The 14,674-nt window shown below is 61.3% G+C and carries 15 protein-coding genes and 1 pseudogene; 7 read left to right on the top strand and 9 right to left on the bottom strand.

The genetic code is table 11. The features are described 5' to 3' along the window. Positions 1–930: 930 nt before the first annotated feature. From ACERIT_RS10955 to ACERIT_RS10945, 3 genes are all read right to left on the bottom strand, one after another. Entirely contained in the window at positions 931–1,257 is a 327-nt protein-coding gene (locus tag ACERIT_RS10955) for a hypothetical protein (RefSeq protein ID WP_373674892.1), read from the bottom strand. Between the two features lie 253 nt (positions 1,258–1,510). Then, complete coding sequence (locus ACERIT_RS10950) at positions 1,511–2,509, bottom strand: tyrosine-type recombinase/integrase (protein ID WP_373674891.1); 999 nt, start codon at positions 2,507–2,509, stop codon at positions 1,511–1,513. A gap of 3 nt (positions 2,510–2,512) precedes the next feature. Further along, a complete protein-coding gene (locus ACERIT_RS10945) occupies positions 2,513–3,088 on the bottom strand; it encodes a ribbon-helix-helix domain-containing protein (protein WP_373674890.1) in 576 nt (191 codons plus the stop codon). Between the two features lie 55 nt (positions 3,089–3,143). Between ACERIT_RS10945 and nth the strand changes: the two are divergent. Beyond that, positions 3,144–3,428 (top strand): annotated as a pseudogene (nth, locus tag ACERIT_RS10940) (endonuclease III); the annotation flags it as partial. Positions 3,429–3,461: 33 nt separating this feature from the next. On the opposite strand, the gene ACERIT_RS10935 reads toward nth, so the two are convergent. The 3 genes from ACERIT_RS10935 to ACERIT_RS10925 form a co-directional block, all read right to left on the bottom strand. Further along, a complete protein-coding gene (locus ACERIT_RS10935) occupies positions 3,462–4,061 on the bottom strand; it encodes a CoA pyrophosphatase (protein WP_373674889.1) in 600 nt (199 codons plus the stop codon). 166 nt (positions 4,062–4,227) lie between these two features. Next, positions 4,228–4,785, bottom strand: coding sequence for a hypothetical protein (locus ACERIT_RS10930; protein ID WP_373674888.1), 558 nt, complete (start codon positions 4,783–4,785; stop codon positions 4,228–4,230). Beyond that, positions 4,782–5,876 carry a glycosyl transferase family 2 gene (locus tag ACERIT_RS10925; RefSeq protein WP_373674887.1) on the bottom strand — a complete coding sequence of 365 codons (1,095 nt, stop codon included), beginning with the start codon at positions 5,874–5,876 and terminating at the stop codon, positions 4,782–4,784. The genes ACERIT_RS10930 and ACERIT_RS10925 overlap by 4 nt, the downstream gene beginning before the upstream one ends. 229 nt (positions 5,877–6,105) lie before the next feature. Between ACERIT_RS10925 and ACERIT_RS10920 the strand changes: the two genes are divergently transcribed. After that, positions 6,106–6,276 (top strand): HVO_0758 family zinc finger protein, encoded by a 171-nt coding sequence (locus ACERIT_RS10920; protein WP_373674886.1) that lies wholly within the window; start codon positions 6,106–6,108, stop codon positions 6,274–6,276. Between the two features lie 25 nt (positions 6,277–6,301). Here ACERIT_RS10920 and ACERIT_RS10915 read toward each other — a convergent pair whose 3' ends face one another. Then, the gene (locus tag ACERIT_RS10915) at positions 6,302–7,483 is read right to left on the bottom strand and encodes an aldo/keto reductase (RefSeq protein WP_373674885.1); all 1,182 of its coding nucleotides are present in this window, start codon (positions 7,481–7,483) and stop codon (positions 6,302–6,304) included. Between the two features lie 303 nt (positions 7,484–7,786). On the opposite strand from ACERIT_RS10915, the gene dcd reads away from it, so the two are divergent. Together dcd and ACERIT_RS10905 are read left to right on the top strand one after the other, a co-directional pair. Continuing rightward, positions 7,787–8,440 (top strand): dCTP deaminase, encoded by a 654-nt coding sequence (dcd, locus tag ACERIT_RS10910; RefSeq protein WP_373674884.1) that lies wholly within the window; start codon positions 7,787–7,789, stop codon positions 8,438–8,440. A 3-nt stretch (positions 8,441–8,443) separates the two neighbouring features. Then, positions 8,444–9,343, top strand: coding sequence for a thiamine-phosphate synthase family protein (locus tag ACERIT_RS10905; protein WP_373674883.1), 900 nt, complete (start codon positions 8,444–8,446; stop codon positions 9,341–9,343). Here the strand turns inward: ACERIT_RS10905 and ACERIT_RS10900 are convergent. After that, on the bottom strand, positions 9,340–10,176 hold the full coding sequence (locus ACERIT_RS10900; RefSeq protein ID WP_373674882.1) for a shikimate dehydrogenase: 837 nt from the start codon (positions 10,174–10,176) through the stop codon (positions 9,340–9,342). The genes ACERIT_RS10905 and ACERIT_RS10900 overlap by 4 nt on opposite strands. Before the next feature lie 63 nt (positions 10,177–10,239). Beyond that, the gene (locus tag ACERIT_RS10895; RefSeq protein WP_373674881.1) at positions 10,240–11,136 is read right to left on the bottom strand and encodes a universal stress protein; all 897 of its coding nucleotides are present in this window, start codon (positions 11,134–11,136) and stop codon (positions 10,240–10,242) included. Positions 11,137–11,274: 138 nt separating this feature from the next. Between ACERIT_RS10895 and ACERIT_RS10890 the strand changes: the two genes are divergently transcribed. From ACERIT_RS10890 to ACERIT_RS10880, 3 genes are all read left to right on the top strand, one after another. Continuing rightward, positions 11,275–11,469, top strand: a complete 195-nt coding sequence (locus tag ACERIT_RS10890) for an HVO_2922 family protein (RefSeq protein ID WP_373674880.1) — start codon at positions 11,275–11,277, stop codon at positions 11,467–11,469. A gap of 293 nt (positions 11,470–11,762) precedes the next feature. Then, positions 11,763–13,130, top strand: coding sequence for a sodium:calcium antiporter (locus tag ACERIT_RS10885; RefSeq protein WP_373674879.1), 1,368 nt, complete (start codon positions 11,763–11,765; stop codon positions 13,128–13,130). Positions 13,131–13,208: 78 nt separating this feature from the next. Continuing rightward, positions 13,209–14,648: a D-aminoacyl-tRNA deacylase gene (locus tag ACERIT_RS10880; RefSeq protein WP_373674878.1), complete on the top strand. Its 1,440-nt coding sequence runs from the start codon at positions 13,209–13,211 to the stop codon at positions 14,646–14,648. The last annotated feature ends 26 nt before the right edge of the window (positions 14,649–14,674 follow it).

The following is a 14,674-nucleotide window of genomic DNA, read 5'->3' as shown; positions in this document are numbered from 1 at the left end:
ACTACAAGTAGTCTTTATCTATGTGCGTTAGTTCCGCGTTCCGACAGGAAAATGGGCTTCCTCTTCTATGTGCGTTAGTTAAGAAATCTGATAGTGGATTTCTACCCGTGAAGCGATAATAGGGGTATTGGCACATTCAGACAGGAAAGAGCGATAATAGGGCTACTGAAAAGTTCGCTGATAGGGGTATTGAGAGAATCGCTGATAGGGCTACTGAGCGAGTTCAATAATACCCCTATTATCGGAAGCCGGGGCAGATTCGGAAATTTTGATTTGAAATTTGTGACGGATTGAGTATCTGAGGAAGACACCCCCGGTGTTATAGCATCAGAATTTTATAACAGGTAAATGAGATTTGGTGAAAATTCTACGCTACCTATGCTCTTACCCCCACGATTTTGGAGTTATATTATTTCCCGAAAACCGAATTTCTATTGAACAGATACACAAATCTTCATCACCGTAAGCGGCTCCCCAACTGAGAGGGCAGACCATCCCATCTCCCTTCCTAAGTAGGAGAGTCATCACACCTACTGAGTGAGCCAATATGTGCGCTCAATCGGTCTGCTTGTGTACCATATATGCGCTCTACAGACAGCATCCCATCAGACCGGCTGTATGCCTGCCTGTGTCCGTTCGTATGTCGGTGAAGGGGATTGGTCGTATTGAAATAGAAGCCGTCTGAAAGCGTTACAGGTGCTATAGGGCTTGCTAATAACGTTATAGCGGAATAGAGTTATAGAGGGTAAAGGGACTGAAAAATCTCAACTTTTCTCGGTTCTCCGTGAACGGGAGTTACCTATGAGCATCAAATCAGCCTTAACTTTGATTCTGTGACAGTTTGGTGAAGTAGTGAATCAACCCTCTTCTGTGACCCTGAAAGTGCGAGATTCCAATATACTTTATAAGTTCCTCAACTCGCTAATATCCCTACTGAGTCTCTTCATCCATCACTTCTTCGACATAATAATGAAGAGGTGAGAAGTATATCCGGTCACTCACCCGTTCCTGTTCTTCCTCTTCATCCGGACGGTCTGCATCAGCATCCTTTCCTCGCTCTTCCTCACCGGGCTGTTGTTGCTCTCGCTTCAGTTGTTGTCCCTGTTCGGGGGAACGTCGCTCAATACCCAATTCTTCCATCCTCTCCCATATGCTGTATGAAAATACTCCCGTCTCATCAGCGATTTCGTTTAGACTCATCTCCCTGTCGTGGTACATATCTCTCAGTCGGTCTTCTGTTAGGTCATCCTTCTCCATTCTGTTGAAAACAATGCTCTCAAGGGCTATATCAATGGTTTTCGTTTGGTCAACCCATCACTCAAAACCCGGTTCGGGGGTGTTCGATGAAGGGTGAACCGGGGTTGCGAACGGGGAGAAGGTGTGGGGTCGAGTTCCCCACGAAGAGCGACAAACGCTCTCGGACTCCGGTGCGGTGCTATGATGCCGGAGTCAATTCGGAATAGCACAGTTACCAACTTATAACGACTGATGACAGGAATCTGAACGCGCTTCAACTCTCAACCGAAAAGTCGGGTGAGTAATCCCGCTGAGCCTGCCGTAGAGCCTCTTCATCGTGGTCAAGGTACTTCCGGGTGGTTTCTATCGATTCGTGGCCCATTAGGTCTGCCAACCGGGAAATGTCGCACCCATTACGAACCATACTTTCAGCATAGGTATGTCGGAGAACGTGGCTCCGTACCTTCCACTCTTGTTTCCCGTTGGAATCCGTGCGAGTGCGCTTTTGGATACCTGCCTTCTGAGCGGCTTCTTTCACTTTTTCATTATATCCACTCTCCGAAATCTTAGGCGCTCTTCGGGAAACAAACACGTAGGGAGAATCATTAGCGGATTTGAATCTGTCCCTGTAACCCTCATTGAGCCACTTGTTCATCAGGGCCTTCACCCCGAATCCAAACTGAAGCGTGCGCCACTCAACATCATCTTTCTTGAGCGTTCGATAGGTAACAGTCCCTTCCTCAAGGTCTACGTCATCAAGCCGAACGCGCACCAACTCACCAACCCGTGGCCCCGTCTCAAGTTGAAGTTTCATCATCAGGGTGTTCCGAACCTTCGGAGCCGTTGCGTTGGCTAACAACTTCTCAGCCTCTTCCTGAGACAAGGCGATGTAGTCCTTATTCCCACCTTGGCCCCGGAGCGCCTTCTTCGCCTCAGTCGTCTTGTAATTGAGATAGTCGGTGTATTCGATTTTCTCCCGTGGGTTCTCATCCTCATCGATGTAGCCCTCATTGACAAGGAACCCGAAGAGAACGGACACCTGAGCCATATAACTTGAAACCGTCCCATCGGACGGCTGAAGCCCGTTCTCCTTGTGACCACCACTTTGGAGATACTTGAGGAAATCCCGAATATCCGACCGCTCAAACTCCCGAACATCCTTATCCGTCCACTCATCAAGCCACTCCATCACAGTCCGGCGCTTTCGCTGAGTATCGGGGGCTAAATTCTTCGCTTCTTCTTCCGCCAAGAACTCCTTGATTGGTTCCTGCATCGGTCACACCTCAGTCCAATACCGGGTTTCGCCGTCCCCCGTCTCTTCAGTACGAATGAGATGGGTTTCCGCTATGAGAAGGTCAATCGCGGAGTGAATCTTTCTCTCCGGAACGTCAAACGCCTGTGCCAAACTCTCAGGCGTTCCTTCCCACGCACGGGCTTCCTTCATCGTTACGTCATCCCCTTCTGCCTGAGCCTGAGTCTGAAGGTTCTCACGCTCTTCACGCCACTCCGGAGTTCCGGGCTTTTCGTCCGGTAGAAGCCCAAATAGTTCATTGGCTAATTCCTCAACATCAGGGTCACTCCGGACGGCAGACTGAAGCGTATCAACCTGATTCTCCATCGAATCCATCCGGTCGGACAGACCGACAACCGAATCCCGAATTTCCTCAAGAAGAGCCTGATTCGCTCCGGACGCTTCACCCGCTTCGTGCTGTTGGCTCACTTCCCGATTGACGGCGAACCGAACGAACTCCGAACGGGTGGTGAAATCGCTCTCTTCCTCAATGTACCTGTCCCACTTCTCCAAGGTGTCCTTTGCCAACTTGATGTTGACTTGTGCATCTCGCTCGCTCATCGTTCCGTTTAGGCCATTGAATCCAATGAGTATAAATCTTATAGATAGTCAAGCACTCTTTCCCGTCGACACGCACGTCCATCGGATCGCGAGACGAATGGGGATCGCGCCCGCAGACGCCGACCACGAGGGGGTTCGGGAAGCGTTGGAGACGGGAGTGCCCGAGGAAAAATGCGGGTTCGGCCATACGGCCATGATTCAGTTCGGACGCGAGCACTGCGGCGCCCGCACGCCCGCCTGTCTCGACGGTCCGGAGGCGTGCACGCTTTCCGATCTCTGTGATCAGGTCGGGATCGACGAGATCCACGGTGAAGTGGTCGATCCCTCGGAAGCCAGGTGATCCGTCGGTCGCGTTCCGGATTGGGATCCGTGCTCAGACCGGCAGGTCGGCGTCCGGGTCGACGACCCGATCCACCTCGGGAGGAACCCGCCAGTCGGTGGTCAACTCCAGAAACTGTGCGAGCATTCGACCGGTCGCGCCCCAGACGGTGTATCCGTCGACGGAAAAGAAGTGGATTCGGATGTCGCCGTGTTCGGGATGGTCACGACGTTCGGACTCGTAGTTCGACCGATCCGTGAGATCGGACACCGCGAGGACGACGACCTCCGCGACCTCCCGTTCGTCGGGTATGTACGTACGATCGGGGATCTCGGCGACGAACGGTCGGACCGCGTAGTCGGTGACGGTCGTGATGTCGTCCAACGTCCCGGCGATCCCGGTCTCCGTGGCTGCTAACCCGATCTCCTCGTTGGCCTCCCGAAGCGCGGTCTCTCGGAGCGTCTCGTCTTGGGGTTCGCGACCGCCGCCGGGAAAGCTCATCTGTCCAGGATGCTCGCCGAGATGGTCCGCGCGCTTGGTGAACAGCAGATGTGGGTCACCATTCCGGTGGAGTACCGGAGCGAGGACGGCCGCCTCGCGTTCTGCCTCCGCGGCCGTGACCGGCGTGTGACGGCATACCCCGGACAGATCCATATTCGAGCGAAGGTTCCCCGGACGCCTTAGTCTTACTCCTCATACCCCGATTCGACTTCCGCCACGTTCGATCCAGTCCCGCCGTCGTCAGTCTCGGCATCGATGTCGACGTCGTCGATCATTCACTTCCGTCGTCACCTCGGCGTCATCGCCGTCGATCTCCACGTCAGTCATCGGTATCGGCGTCGTCGTCAGCCTCGGCGTCGTCGATCGCCTCCTCGATCCGATCGCGAAGGTCGTCGATTTCGACCGGCGCCCAACTCTCCAGGTCGTAGGTCACCTCGAGAAGAATCGCCAGACGCGCGCTCTCGTCGTCCTCGATCGCGGCTTCGACCTCCTCGGTCAGCCGGCGTCTCACGTGTTTGCCGGCCCGATCGCGATCGATCTCGCGATCCGGGACATCGAGGATGTACGGAAGGTCCTCCGCGTTCGGCGGCAGGACGGGAAACGCGGTCGGCCCCACAAGGAGGAGATCCCCGTCATCGGCGGCGTCGGCATCGGACTCGTCCGTTTCATCTCCGACGGAAACGAGGGCGTACTCCCGGATCGATCGGTTGATCGTCTCCCGTATCGCCTCGTCGTCGATCTCCATACCCCGCTTGAACGCGAGCTCCGAGAGCGCACGCCGGAGTTCAGAACGCGTCAGCGCGTCGAACAGATCGACGATCCCGGCCACCCCCTCGCGTCCGGCCCGACCGCCGTCGTCGCTCGACTTGAACGTCATCCGATCACCTCCCGAAGGTCGGCCCGCGCGGCATCCAGCACCGTCTCCGCAGCGACGGGAGACTCGCGCCATGGCGGCAACCGATCGTCCGAGCTGATCGGTTCGATCGCATCGGCATACGTCTCGATCTGGTTGCGCTCCGACTCCCGATCGTAGCTGAACCCGTTGAATGCGGCGTCCGTCGAGTAAGCACGCACGAGATCCGCTGCGGCCTCGAGGTATCGATCCGGGAGAGTCTCGTAGTCCGGTTCGATCCCTCTGTCGAGAAGGGTTCGAAGCGTGGCGTCCACGACGGCGCCGCTCATCTCGGCGAGTCCGGTGGGCCCGCGAACGGACCGATGGTCGTGTTCGTATCGGCCGAGATCCACCTGTGCGGTCCCGGCGAAGCCGCCGTGTTCGAAGGCGTCGCCGAGTGTGCCGATTTCGAGACCCCACCCGCGTTGGATGCGGAGATCCGCGACGAGATCGGCCGTCGCAGCGAACTCACCGGCCAGCGCGTATCGGAACGACTCCAGATACTCGACGATGGGATCCCCGTGTCTCTCCGCGAGCGCACGGACGAGTGGTCGATACAGTAGCCGGAAGAGCCGTCCGTAGAGCCGACGGTCCTCGATACGTGCATAGTACCCTTTCGAGAAGGAGTACCCGTGTGCAAGCGGGAATAGAAGCCGGTTCACGTACGCGGGCGAGTACGTTCTCACGTCGGCGTCGTGGACGACCACGTACGTTTCGGCGAGCGCCCGCCCGAGGCCGAGCCACACATCGCGTCCCTTCCCGCGGTCGCCGTCGAGGCCGTGCTCGGAGAGCAGCCGTTCGAGCCGAGGACCGTCACACCACACCGTCTCGATCGCGAGATCGTACCCCTGAAGCCACTCATGAAACGATCCCGCACGCTCCGCCGGCGCACGGAGGGGAACGATCACTCGGGCCGGGTCGACCGTCTCCAGGGTCGACAGCACGCGCTCCGCCGCCAGCCCGCCGTACTCCCGTTCGGTCATCGGGACCACGACCGCCGCCCGGTCGGTCGGTGCCTCGGGGGCCCCCTCATCGAGCGCGTGGAGCGTCGTGACGCGCTCTTGTACGTACTCCATCGTTCGACTCCTGGCGGTGGTGGCGGAAAAGCGCCCGGGTTCCACCGATGGCGTTTCGGTGCGATCCGATCGGTCGGATCCCGTTTCCCGTACCGCGTCCCGGCATCTCTCGTCTCTCGCTCCTCGGCTCCGTTCACCTCTCGTTCACCGTGTCCCGCCCCGATCGTGTCAACCACCGGCAACGACCCAGGGCACGGTATTTAACACGTTCGGCGTCCAACGGCGAGGTATGAAATCGACTCGGAAGGGGCTCCGCGACGGCGACCTGAAAAAGGACACGTACGAACGGCTCACCTGCGCGAAATGCGATAAGACGCTGAAAAAGGAGAACGATCCGGACGAGGTATTCTCCGTCCGCGTCTGTGCGGAATGCGGCGCGACGTACAAGGAACTCCGCTAGGTTCGCCACGCGGACCCGAAAGAAACTACTGGAAGACGGCGTCGAACGCCGTGGCGCCGAGCGGGTCAAAGGTCCCTGCCGCGATGTTCTCTCGTACGTGATTCGGATCGCTCGTCCCGACGAGCGCGCTCGTGACCCCCGGTGCGCTCCGGGCGAAGTTGATCGCCCGCTGAGCGGCCACGTCGCCGGCGAGTTCTCCGTCGATCGGCTCCGGGATCGCCTCCACAAGCGAGCCCTGGCCGATGCTCGCGCTGGTGAAGACCCCGACTCCCGCCCGCCGAGCGCACTCAAGGGTCGACACTCGCGTCTCGTCCGATCCGGTCGGATCGTCGGGGAGCGGCTGGTTCTTCATGGTGAACGCGTCGGCCATCGAGACGTTGAATGGTAACTGAATCGCCCGCAATCCGTGATCGGGTGCGGTATCGGGGTCCGGGGAATCGACGGGATCGGGAACGTCCCCGTGGCCGGCCGCGGTATCCGAACCGCCTTCGAAGACTGACGCGGCCGCTCGGCGGGCGCGTTCGAGGATCGCGGGCAACGAGAGGTACGACTCGTGGTCCTCGGGCACACGGAACGCCTCCCAGGAGGCGATCCCATATCGACCGATCTCGCCGGCACGTCGTCGGCGCTCCAACTGCTCGAAGGTGGCCTCGAGTCGGTCATAGACCGCCTCCCGAGACCGGACCGAAAGCTGTGTCTCGGGATTGTGGACGTAGTAGACGTCGATCGTATCGAGATCGAGCGCGCGCAAGGAACGATCGACCATCGCGTCGATAAACGAGGGACTGATCGCGTGGCTCCCTCCTGCCAGCTCCTCGATCGAGACGATACCGGGGTCGACGAACGTCCCGCGGACGTAGCCAGCCGGGTCGGCCGGACGGTCGCCGTCGAACGGGACGAATCCGCCTTTCGTCGCGACGAGTACTGATTCCCGATCGATATCGCTCGTACGGACCGCGTCGCCGACGACCCGTTCGGAGCGACCACAGCGATAGTTCACGGCCGTATCGATAACGTTGATCCCCGACTCAAGTGCGAGCCGGATCGACTGTCGGTACCGCTCGTCGACGGCAGCAGTCGGGTCTCCGAGGTACGTTCCGATTCCCAGACTCGAGACCACGCCGGGGCCGAACCGGCGGAAATACGTCCGCCCGAACGAGTCGCCGAACCGGTTTCGATAGCGCCAGGTCCCCTCGCGTGTGGCCATGTGAGGGAGTACGTTCTTCTCGGGGTATAACCGCCACGACCTCTCGCCGGCGGCTGCAAGCGTCGTTGCCGGAGGGGTCGCCGCGGTCGCGCTTCTGATTGCAGTTTGATCGCGGCTCGGTCACAGCTCGATCACGGCTCAGTCACGACTCGACGTCAACTCGGCCACGACTCGATCACAACTCGATCACAACTCGATCACAACTCGACCACGACTCGATCACAACTCGACCACGACTCGATCACAGCCAGATCCCCGTCGTCGATCAGCGGGATTTACTACTCGAAGGGCTCTCGTTGGGATATGATACTCTCGGACGTCGACATCCTCCGTCGTCTCGAGGACGGCGAACTCGCGATCGACCCGATCGACGACATCGACCAGCAGGTGCAACCGGCCAGCGTCGACCTGCGACTCGGTGAACGGTTTCTCGAATTCCAACGGGCAAACATCCCGTGTATCCACCCGACAAGCGCCGAGGAGATCGGCGATTACGTCACGGAGACGTTCGTCGAGGAGGGCGAGGAGTTCGTTCTTCATCCCGGCGACTTCGTGCTCGGGACGACGAAGGAGCGCGTTCAGATTCCCGACGATCTCGTCGCCCACGTCGAGGGGCGGTCGTCGCTCGGGCGGCTCGCGATCGTCGTTCACGCGACGGCGGGCCTCGCGGACCCCGGCTACGAGGGCCAGATAACCCTCGAGCTATCGAACCTCGGGACCGCGCCCGTGGCGCTCTCGCCCGGCATGCGCGTCTCCCAGCTCACATTCACCGAACTCACCTCACCCGCGGACCGCCCCTACGGCGAGGAACGCGGCTCGAAGTACCAGGGCCAGGACGGCCCTCAGGCGTCCCGGATCGGCGACGATCCGGAGTTCAACGAGGAAGCGGAAGCGAATCCATGCGACGCTGGAGCCGACGCCGACGAGAACGGAGCCGAAACCGGGGAGGGCCAATAGCCGATGAAGTTCATCGAGGAGATCGTCGTCGAGGAGTTCCTTCCGACGATCCGTGCGATGCTCGCCGAGGACCTCCGCGATCGCGGATTCACACAGCACGAGGTCGCCGAGGCGCTCGGCATCTCCCAGTCCGCGGTCTCGAAGTACGCCCACGGCGACGTCACCCGCCACGATCGTATCGTCGCCGACGATCGCGTTCGCGAACTCGTGGACCGAATCGGGACGGGACTCGCCGCCGGCGACATGAGTCGCGTCGCCGCACTCGTGGAGATCGAGATCCTGATCCGACAGCTTGAGCAGGACGACCTCCTCGCGGCCCTCCACGAGGAGGCGATGCCGGAACTGGCCGAGGCGAACGTCGAATTCGAGATACACGACCCGGATAATGCGCTCCGTGAGCGCGAGCGCGTGCTCGCGTCAGTCCGACGCGGGCTTCGAACGTTGCGGAACGCCTCGGGGTTCGCGGCGCTCATTCCAAATGTCGGCGCCAACGTCGTGGAGGCGCTGCCGGACGCGGAGACGATCGACGACGTCGCCGCGATCCCCGGCCGGCTCGTGGACGTGAAAGGTCGGGCCATGGTTCCCGGCGAGCCCGAATTCGGCGTCAGCCAGCACGTCGCGTCGATCCTCCTCGCCGCGCGCGCGGCCGGCGTCCCGGCCCGGGGTGCAGTCAACATCCGGTACGATCCGGATCTCCTCGAGGCGATGGCTGCCGACCACTCCACGATCGAGTTCAATGCTGAGGAACACTCCCCGACGGCGGTCCGATCCGCACTCGACGGACGCGATGCCGAGTTACCGGTGGTGCTGTATCAGACCGGTGCCGTCGGGGTCGAGCCGATCGTCTACGTCCTCGCCGACGACGCCGTCGAGGCAGCGCGGATCGTCCGCGAGTACCTCTAGGTCTCGGTCAACTCGGCGCGAAGCGCCCCGTTCATCGCCTCCACCGGCGCGTCCTCGCCAGTCCAGATCTCGAACGCCTCGACGCCCTGAAACAGCAGCATCCACGCGCCATCGATCGTCTTCGCTCCCGCCGCGGCCGCCTCGCGGAGGAGCCGAGTCTCGATCGGGGAGTAGACCGCATCGAGAACGGCGAGGTCGCTCGAGAGGTGTTCCGAATCGACGGGCGTCTCATCCGACTCCATCCCGACGCTCGTCGCGTTGACGAGCACGTCAGCGTTTGGGACGTTCCCCGCAAGCGTCTCGAGACCGCCGCCCGTGGCACCGGGGACCTCCTCAGCGAGCGATTCGGCACGTTCCGCGGTTCGGTTCGCGACGTGTACGGTCGCTCCGGCGTCCGCGAGCGCGAAAGCGGCCGCCCGTCCGGCGCCGCCAGCGCCGATCACGACGGCGTCGGACCCGGAGAGCGCGACGTCGTGATGGGCAAACGCGCGCCGGACGCCGGCCGCGTCGGTGTTGTATCCGCGCGGTCTCGGTTCCTCGGATGTCAACGCCGACTCCGTGGGGAGAAAGTCGATCGTGTTTACGGCGCCGATCCGATCGGCCAGATCGTCCGTCTTGACGTGGGGGAGCACGTCGCGTTTGAACGGGATCGTCACGTTGAGACCGCGAACGCCGAGCGCGTTCGCGCCGTCGATTGCATCGCCGACGGCGTCGGCGGCGGGCTCGAAGGTGACGTATCGCGCATCGATACCGAGTTCCTCGTAGGCCGCCTCGTGCATCGGCGGCGAAAGCGAGTGTTCGACCGGGTTGCCTATCAAGCCGTATACGTCCATACGAACGGGGACGCCGCCCGGGACAAAAACTCGGTGGGTCGACTTCGATCCTCCGTGAGGCGATCAGCGTCTCGCTCGCGTTCCCGCGTTGACGGCGAGAACGGGTACTTGACAGCGTCTGATCATTCGTTCCGTCGTGCTTCCGAGCAGGTAGCGATCGAGTCCGGTTCGACCGGCCGTCCCCATCGCGACGAGATCGACGTCATGGTCATCCACGTATTCCAGCAACGTCGCTGCTGGTGATCCAGTCGAAACCGATCGAACGGCGTCCACGCCGGCCTCCTCGGCTCGCGTCACGATATCATCGACGGCGCGCTCCGCCTCCTCGGTGAGGTACTCACGAAGTTCGGCGATCCGAGTGTACTCGGGATTCATTTGGGTTCCCTGTACGTCGACGACGCTGACGGCGTGAATGCGAGCACCGGTTTGGGATGCGATCGCCAGCGCATGCTCGACCGCCGCGTCGGCGGGTTCGCTCCCGTCGGTCGGGATGAGGATCTCCTCGTAGCCGCCTGTGGGGTCGCTTTCGCTCGTCGCACGGGTCGTCAACACCGGCACTTCGGAGAGGCGAACAACGCGTTCGGTCACGCTGCCGGCGATGTAGCGGTTCACGCCCGTCCGACCGTGAGTCCCCATCGTGATGAGACCGATGCCGTGGTCGTCCACGTATTCGAGTATCTCCTCGGACGGATCTCCGCGAACCATCGCCGTCTCGACCTGCTCGGCCTGCTCGATCGCGTCTTCGGCTGCGTCGATCGCCTCCTGGCCTTCGGCTTCGATACGTTCGATGAACTCCTCGTCGACGCCGCCTGCGTTAAACAGACCGGCCGCGGAGTGGATATCGACGACGTTGAGCAGATGTACCGTCGCGTCGAACGCCTCTGCGAGGCGGCTCCCGTGCTCGGCCGCTCTGATCGCGTGTTCGCTCCCGTCCACGGGGATCAGGATGGTCTCGTACATGACTCGTACCGCGTGAATTACACATGGGCTGATAAATAACCGGGCGATGGTTCCTCACGATTGGAAACGAGTACGGGACGAAAACTCGACGCGTCGGGACGGGTATTAATGTAGAGGGGGGGTGAATACTTGTCCGTGATGCCCGGCACGGCAACCTTCGAGGTATTTCTGGATAACGCGGGCGAGTGGCGATGGCGGCTCGTCGCCGCGAATGGAAACATCATCGCCGATAGCGGGGAGGGATATCGATCCAAGCAAGGAGCCAAACGAGGGATCGAGAGCGTCAAACGGAGTTCGCCGGACGCCGCGATCGACGTTCTCGATGATGGGTGACTTCGCGACCCATTCGAAGTCGAAAGTGGGATGTGACCGAAAGCGCCCGATTCGACCGTTTCAAGGCGTCTGAAGCCGATATCACCGATCCCCCGGCAATCGGACCGATCGTTCGATAGAGGGACTGAAACGCCCGTATTTCGCTTCGTTCGCGATATCTTGTGAATTATATATCGGGGAGTTGTGAGTGCAGATAATCCGATGACTCCGAGGAACGTCACGATACACACGAACGGACCACGGATCGGCGCTTTGATCGATCGTGAGCCATCCGACGGGATGAACGATCGCCGATGAGACGCCAGTCACTGCGAGCCATCGCGGCGGCGGTGGTTTTGACCATTCCCTGGGTCGCAACGTGGATCGCCACAGAGGGCTTCCCGCGGATCGGGTATGCGGTTCCGGGAACGTTTTCGGGGCTATCTACGGTGGCAATCGTGGTGGTGAGCGGTATCTCAGTTCTAGGCGCGGCCTTTTTGCTCGCATGGGCTGCAGAGACCGCGGAGAAGGACGTTCCTCGCGCCTTCGCGATCGCGGTCCTCGCGGTGCTCGCAGTAGCTCCCGAGTACGCCGTCGACGCGCTGTACGCATGGAATGCCGGCATTTATGCGGGAACGGCACGCGGCATCGAGGCCGGAAATCTCGCGGTCGCCAACATGACCGGTGCCAACCGCATCCTGATCGGGATCGGGTGGGCCGGTATCGCTCTCTTTACGATCTTTCGGCGGGGTTCCGACTCGGATCCATCCGTCGAGAGGCGAACGGGATTCCTCGCCGACGTCGTCACGATCGACCGCGATATCGGTCTTGACATCGTCTTTCTGCTTCTCGCCACGTGTTGGGCGTTCCTCATCCCGCTAAACGGCGGGATCGACGTCCTCGATATGCTCTTTCTCGTCGGGCTCTACGTCGCCTACATCGCGATCATTCTCCGTGGAGACGTCGATCCCGCGGAGGAACACGTCGGCGTTCCGGCGTACCTCCAGACCTTCGCCAAGCCCAATCGGATAGCGACCGTCGTTCTGCTCTTCGCTTATTCCGGGTTGCTGATCTTCACGGCGGTCGAGCCCTTCGCCCACGGACTCGAGGAGATCGGCCAGGACATCGGCATCCCCTCGTTCTTCATGATCCAGTGGATCGCGCCGCTTGCTTCTGAATCTCCGGAACTCATCGTCGTCCTCTATCTAGTGAACAAGGCTCGCTCGACGGCAGGGTTCAACGCGCTCATCTCCTCGAAGCTCAACCAGTGGACGTTGCTGATCGGAACCCTCGTCGTCGTCCACTCGCTCGCGCTCGGCCAGTACGGCGTCCTCGCGTTCGACGAGCGACAGGCGGCCGAGATCTGGCTCACTGCGGCACAGTCCTTTTTCGCCATCACGATACTGCTCAACTTCGAGATCTCAGCCAGGGAGGGAGTGGTGCTGTTGTTGCTGTTCGTCTCGCAGGTCCTCTCCGAGTTCCTGCTCATCCGGGACATACTCGTGTTACCGCTTTCGAGCCACGAACTCCTGCTCGTGTATAGCGGTATCTACGTCTTGCTTGGCGGCATACTCCTCGTCTCTCGGCGGCGGGCGTTTCGTCGCCTCCTCGGGCGGACCCAGGGGACGATACGCGATGCCGTTTTGCCGTCCAGATCCGGAGTTCCGAACGACGACGATTGACGACCGGATCACCGAACGACAACGATTGATGATTCGCGATCGATGACTATTCGGTCGGGACCCTCGGATCCCCCGATAGTGATCGCGATCGTCGTCAGTCGGGCAGACCGCGCGTCGGAACACATCGGTGAACGGCTCCTCGAGATCGGCGACTGGGAAACGACCACGGACGATTCCATCCCCGACGGAGAGGGCGGTGGCACGGTCTACCGACGTCCAGGGGCGGAGATCCGAACCGTCGACGAACTCCATATTCATCTCGAGGATCCGGTGAGTGCCTTCGAAGCATCGGATCGGGACCTCGACGTGCTCGTCTTCGTCTCCCGCCACGCCGGCGAGAGCGGAGCGCTGTTGACGGCCCACTTCACAGGCAACTTCGGCCCGGCCGAGCACGGCGGTTCTGGCGGTCAGCTCGCGCGTGCCGCACCTGCCGCCCAGAAGCGACTCCTCGAATCCTTCGACGAGCACGCCCCGGCAGAATACGACGTCGGTATCGAGTGTACCCACCACGGACCAAGCGACGTTTCGGTTCCCTCGCTGTTCGCCGAGCTCGGATCGGGGCCCGAACAGTGGGACGATCCTGACGGTGCCCGCGCCGTGGCTCGCGCCGTCCTCGATCTGATCGTGGCCTGCCGTCGATCGTCGACGTTCTCGCCGGTCGACATCCGCGGCGACGACGGGCGTTCCCGACACGTCGTTGGATTCGGCGGGGGTCACTATGCGCCGCGGTTCACTCGGATCGTCGCGGAGACCGAGTGGGGTGTCGGCCACGTCGGATCCGACTGGCAACTCGCCGAGATGGGAACGCCGGCGCGAAACCGCGACGTCCTCTCACGCGCCTTCGAGGCGAGCGACGCAGAATACGCCGTGATCGAGGGCGAGAAACCGGATCTCGTGGCCACGATCGAGGATCTGGGCCACCGAATCGTCAGCGAGACGTGGGTCCGTCAGGTCGGCGATCGCCCGCTCGCGCTCGTCGAGGCGATCGAGAACACGGTCGCGACCGTCGAGGAGGGGCTTCGCTTCGGTGGCGTGGTTCCGGAAGGCATCCCCGATCACGAAGACGAGATCATGATCGATCGCGATCACGGGAGCGATAGCATGGCCGATCGGACGTTACTCGTCCGCGATCTCCCGTCCGACCTCCTCGCACGGGCCCAAGGGATCGACCACGACGCAGCGCGTGCGGCGATCGAGGACGACGCGATCGCCTTCGAGACGAGCGAATCCGGAACGCGCGCAGCAGGATCGATCGTCCTCGCCGACCGGGACGACTTTGATACACTCGTTGAGGCGCTTGCCGACGTACTCCGCGAGCGCTTCGAGGAGGTCACCGTCCACGAGGAGGCGGTCGTCGCTCGCGAGACCGCCTTCGATCCCGAACTCGCCGCCGATCGTGGCGTGCCGGAGGGACCGAAGTTCGGTGCCCTTGCCGCCGGAACGCCCGTCGAGGTCGACGGGAAGACGATCACTCCCGAAGCGGTCACCCGCGAGCGCGAGGAGCGGTTCCCGCGGTGACGGTCCGTGGCTCCCGCGGCGATCAA

It is taken from the genome of Halopenitus sp. H-Gu1 (genome assembly GCF_041821145.1).
Classification (GTDB): Archaea; Halobacteriota; Halobacteria; order Halobacteriales; family Haloferacaceae; genus Halopenitus.
The sequence above is the reverse complement of the archived record's forward strand: the minus strand, read 5'-3'. Positions and strand labels throughout refer to the sequence as shown.

What these genes read in the sequence shown, in the direction of transcription:
- ACERIT_RS10955 (WP_373674892.1), bottom strand. Translation starts at nt 1,257, where the DNA reads ATGGAGAAGGATGACCTAACAGAAGACCGACTGAGAGATATGTACCAC.
- ACERIT_RS10950 (WP_373674891.1), bottom strand. Translation starts at nt 2,509, where the DNA reads ATGCAGGAACCAATCAAGGAGTTCTTGGCGGAAGAAGAAGCGAAGAAT.
- ACERIT_RS10945 (WP_373674890.1), bottom strand. Translation starts at nt 3,088, where the DNA reads ATGAGCGAGCGAGATGCACAAGTCAACATCAAGTTGGCAAAGGACACC.
- ACERIT_RS10935 (WP_373674889.1), bottom strand. Translation starts at nt 4,061, where the DNA reads ATGGATCTGTCCGGGGTATGCCGTCACACGCCGGTCACGGCCGCGGAG.
- ACERIT_RS10930 (WP_373674888.1), bottom strand. Translation starts at nt 4,785, where the DNA reads ATGACGTTCAAGTCGAGCGACGACGGCGGTCGGGCCGGACGCGAGGGG.
- ACERIT_RS10925 (WP_373674887.1), bottom strand. Translation starts at nt 5,876, where the DNA reads ATGGAGTACGTACAAGAGCGCGTCACGACGCTCCACGCGCTCGATGAG.
- ACERIT_RS10920 (WP_373674886.1), top strand. Translation starts at nt 6,106, where the DNA reads ATGAAATCGACTCGGAAGGGGCTCCGCGACGGCGACCTGAAAAAGGAC.
- ACERIT_RS10915 (WP_373674885.1), bottom strand. Translation starts at nt 7,483, where the DNA reads ATGGCCACACGCGAGGGGACCTGGCGCTATCGAAACCGGTTCGGCGAC.
- dcd (WP_373674884.1), top strand. Translation starts at nt 7,787, where the DNA reads ATGATACTCTCGGACGTCGACATCCTCCGTCGTCTCGAGGACGGCGAA.
- ACERIT_RS10905 (WP_373674883.1), top strand. Translation starts at nt 8,444, where the DNA reads ATGAAGTTCATCGAGGAGATCGTCGTCGAGGAGTTCCTTCCGACGATC.
- ACERIT_RS10900 (WP_373674882.1), bottom strand. Translation starts at nt 10,176, where the DNA reads ATGGACGTATACGGCTTGATAGGCAACCCGGTCGAACACTCGCTTTCG.
- ACERIT_RS10895 (WP_373674881.1), bottom strand. Translation starts at nt 11,136, where the DNA reads ATGTACGAGACCATCCTGATCCCCGTGGACGGGAGCGAACACGCGATC.
- ACERIT_RS10890 (WP_373674880.1), top strand. Translation starts at nt 11,275, where the DNA reads ATGCCCGGCACGGCAACCTTCGAGGTATTTCTGGATAACGCGGGCGAG.
- ACERIT_RS10885 (WP_373674879.1), top strand. Translation starts at nt 11,763, where the DNA reads ATGAGACGCCAGTCACTGCGAGCCATCGCGGCGGCGGTGGTTTTGACC.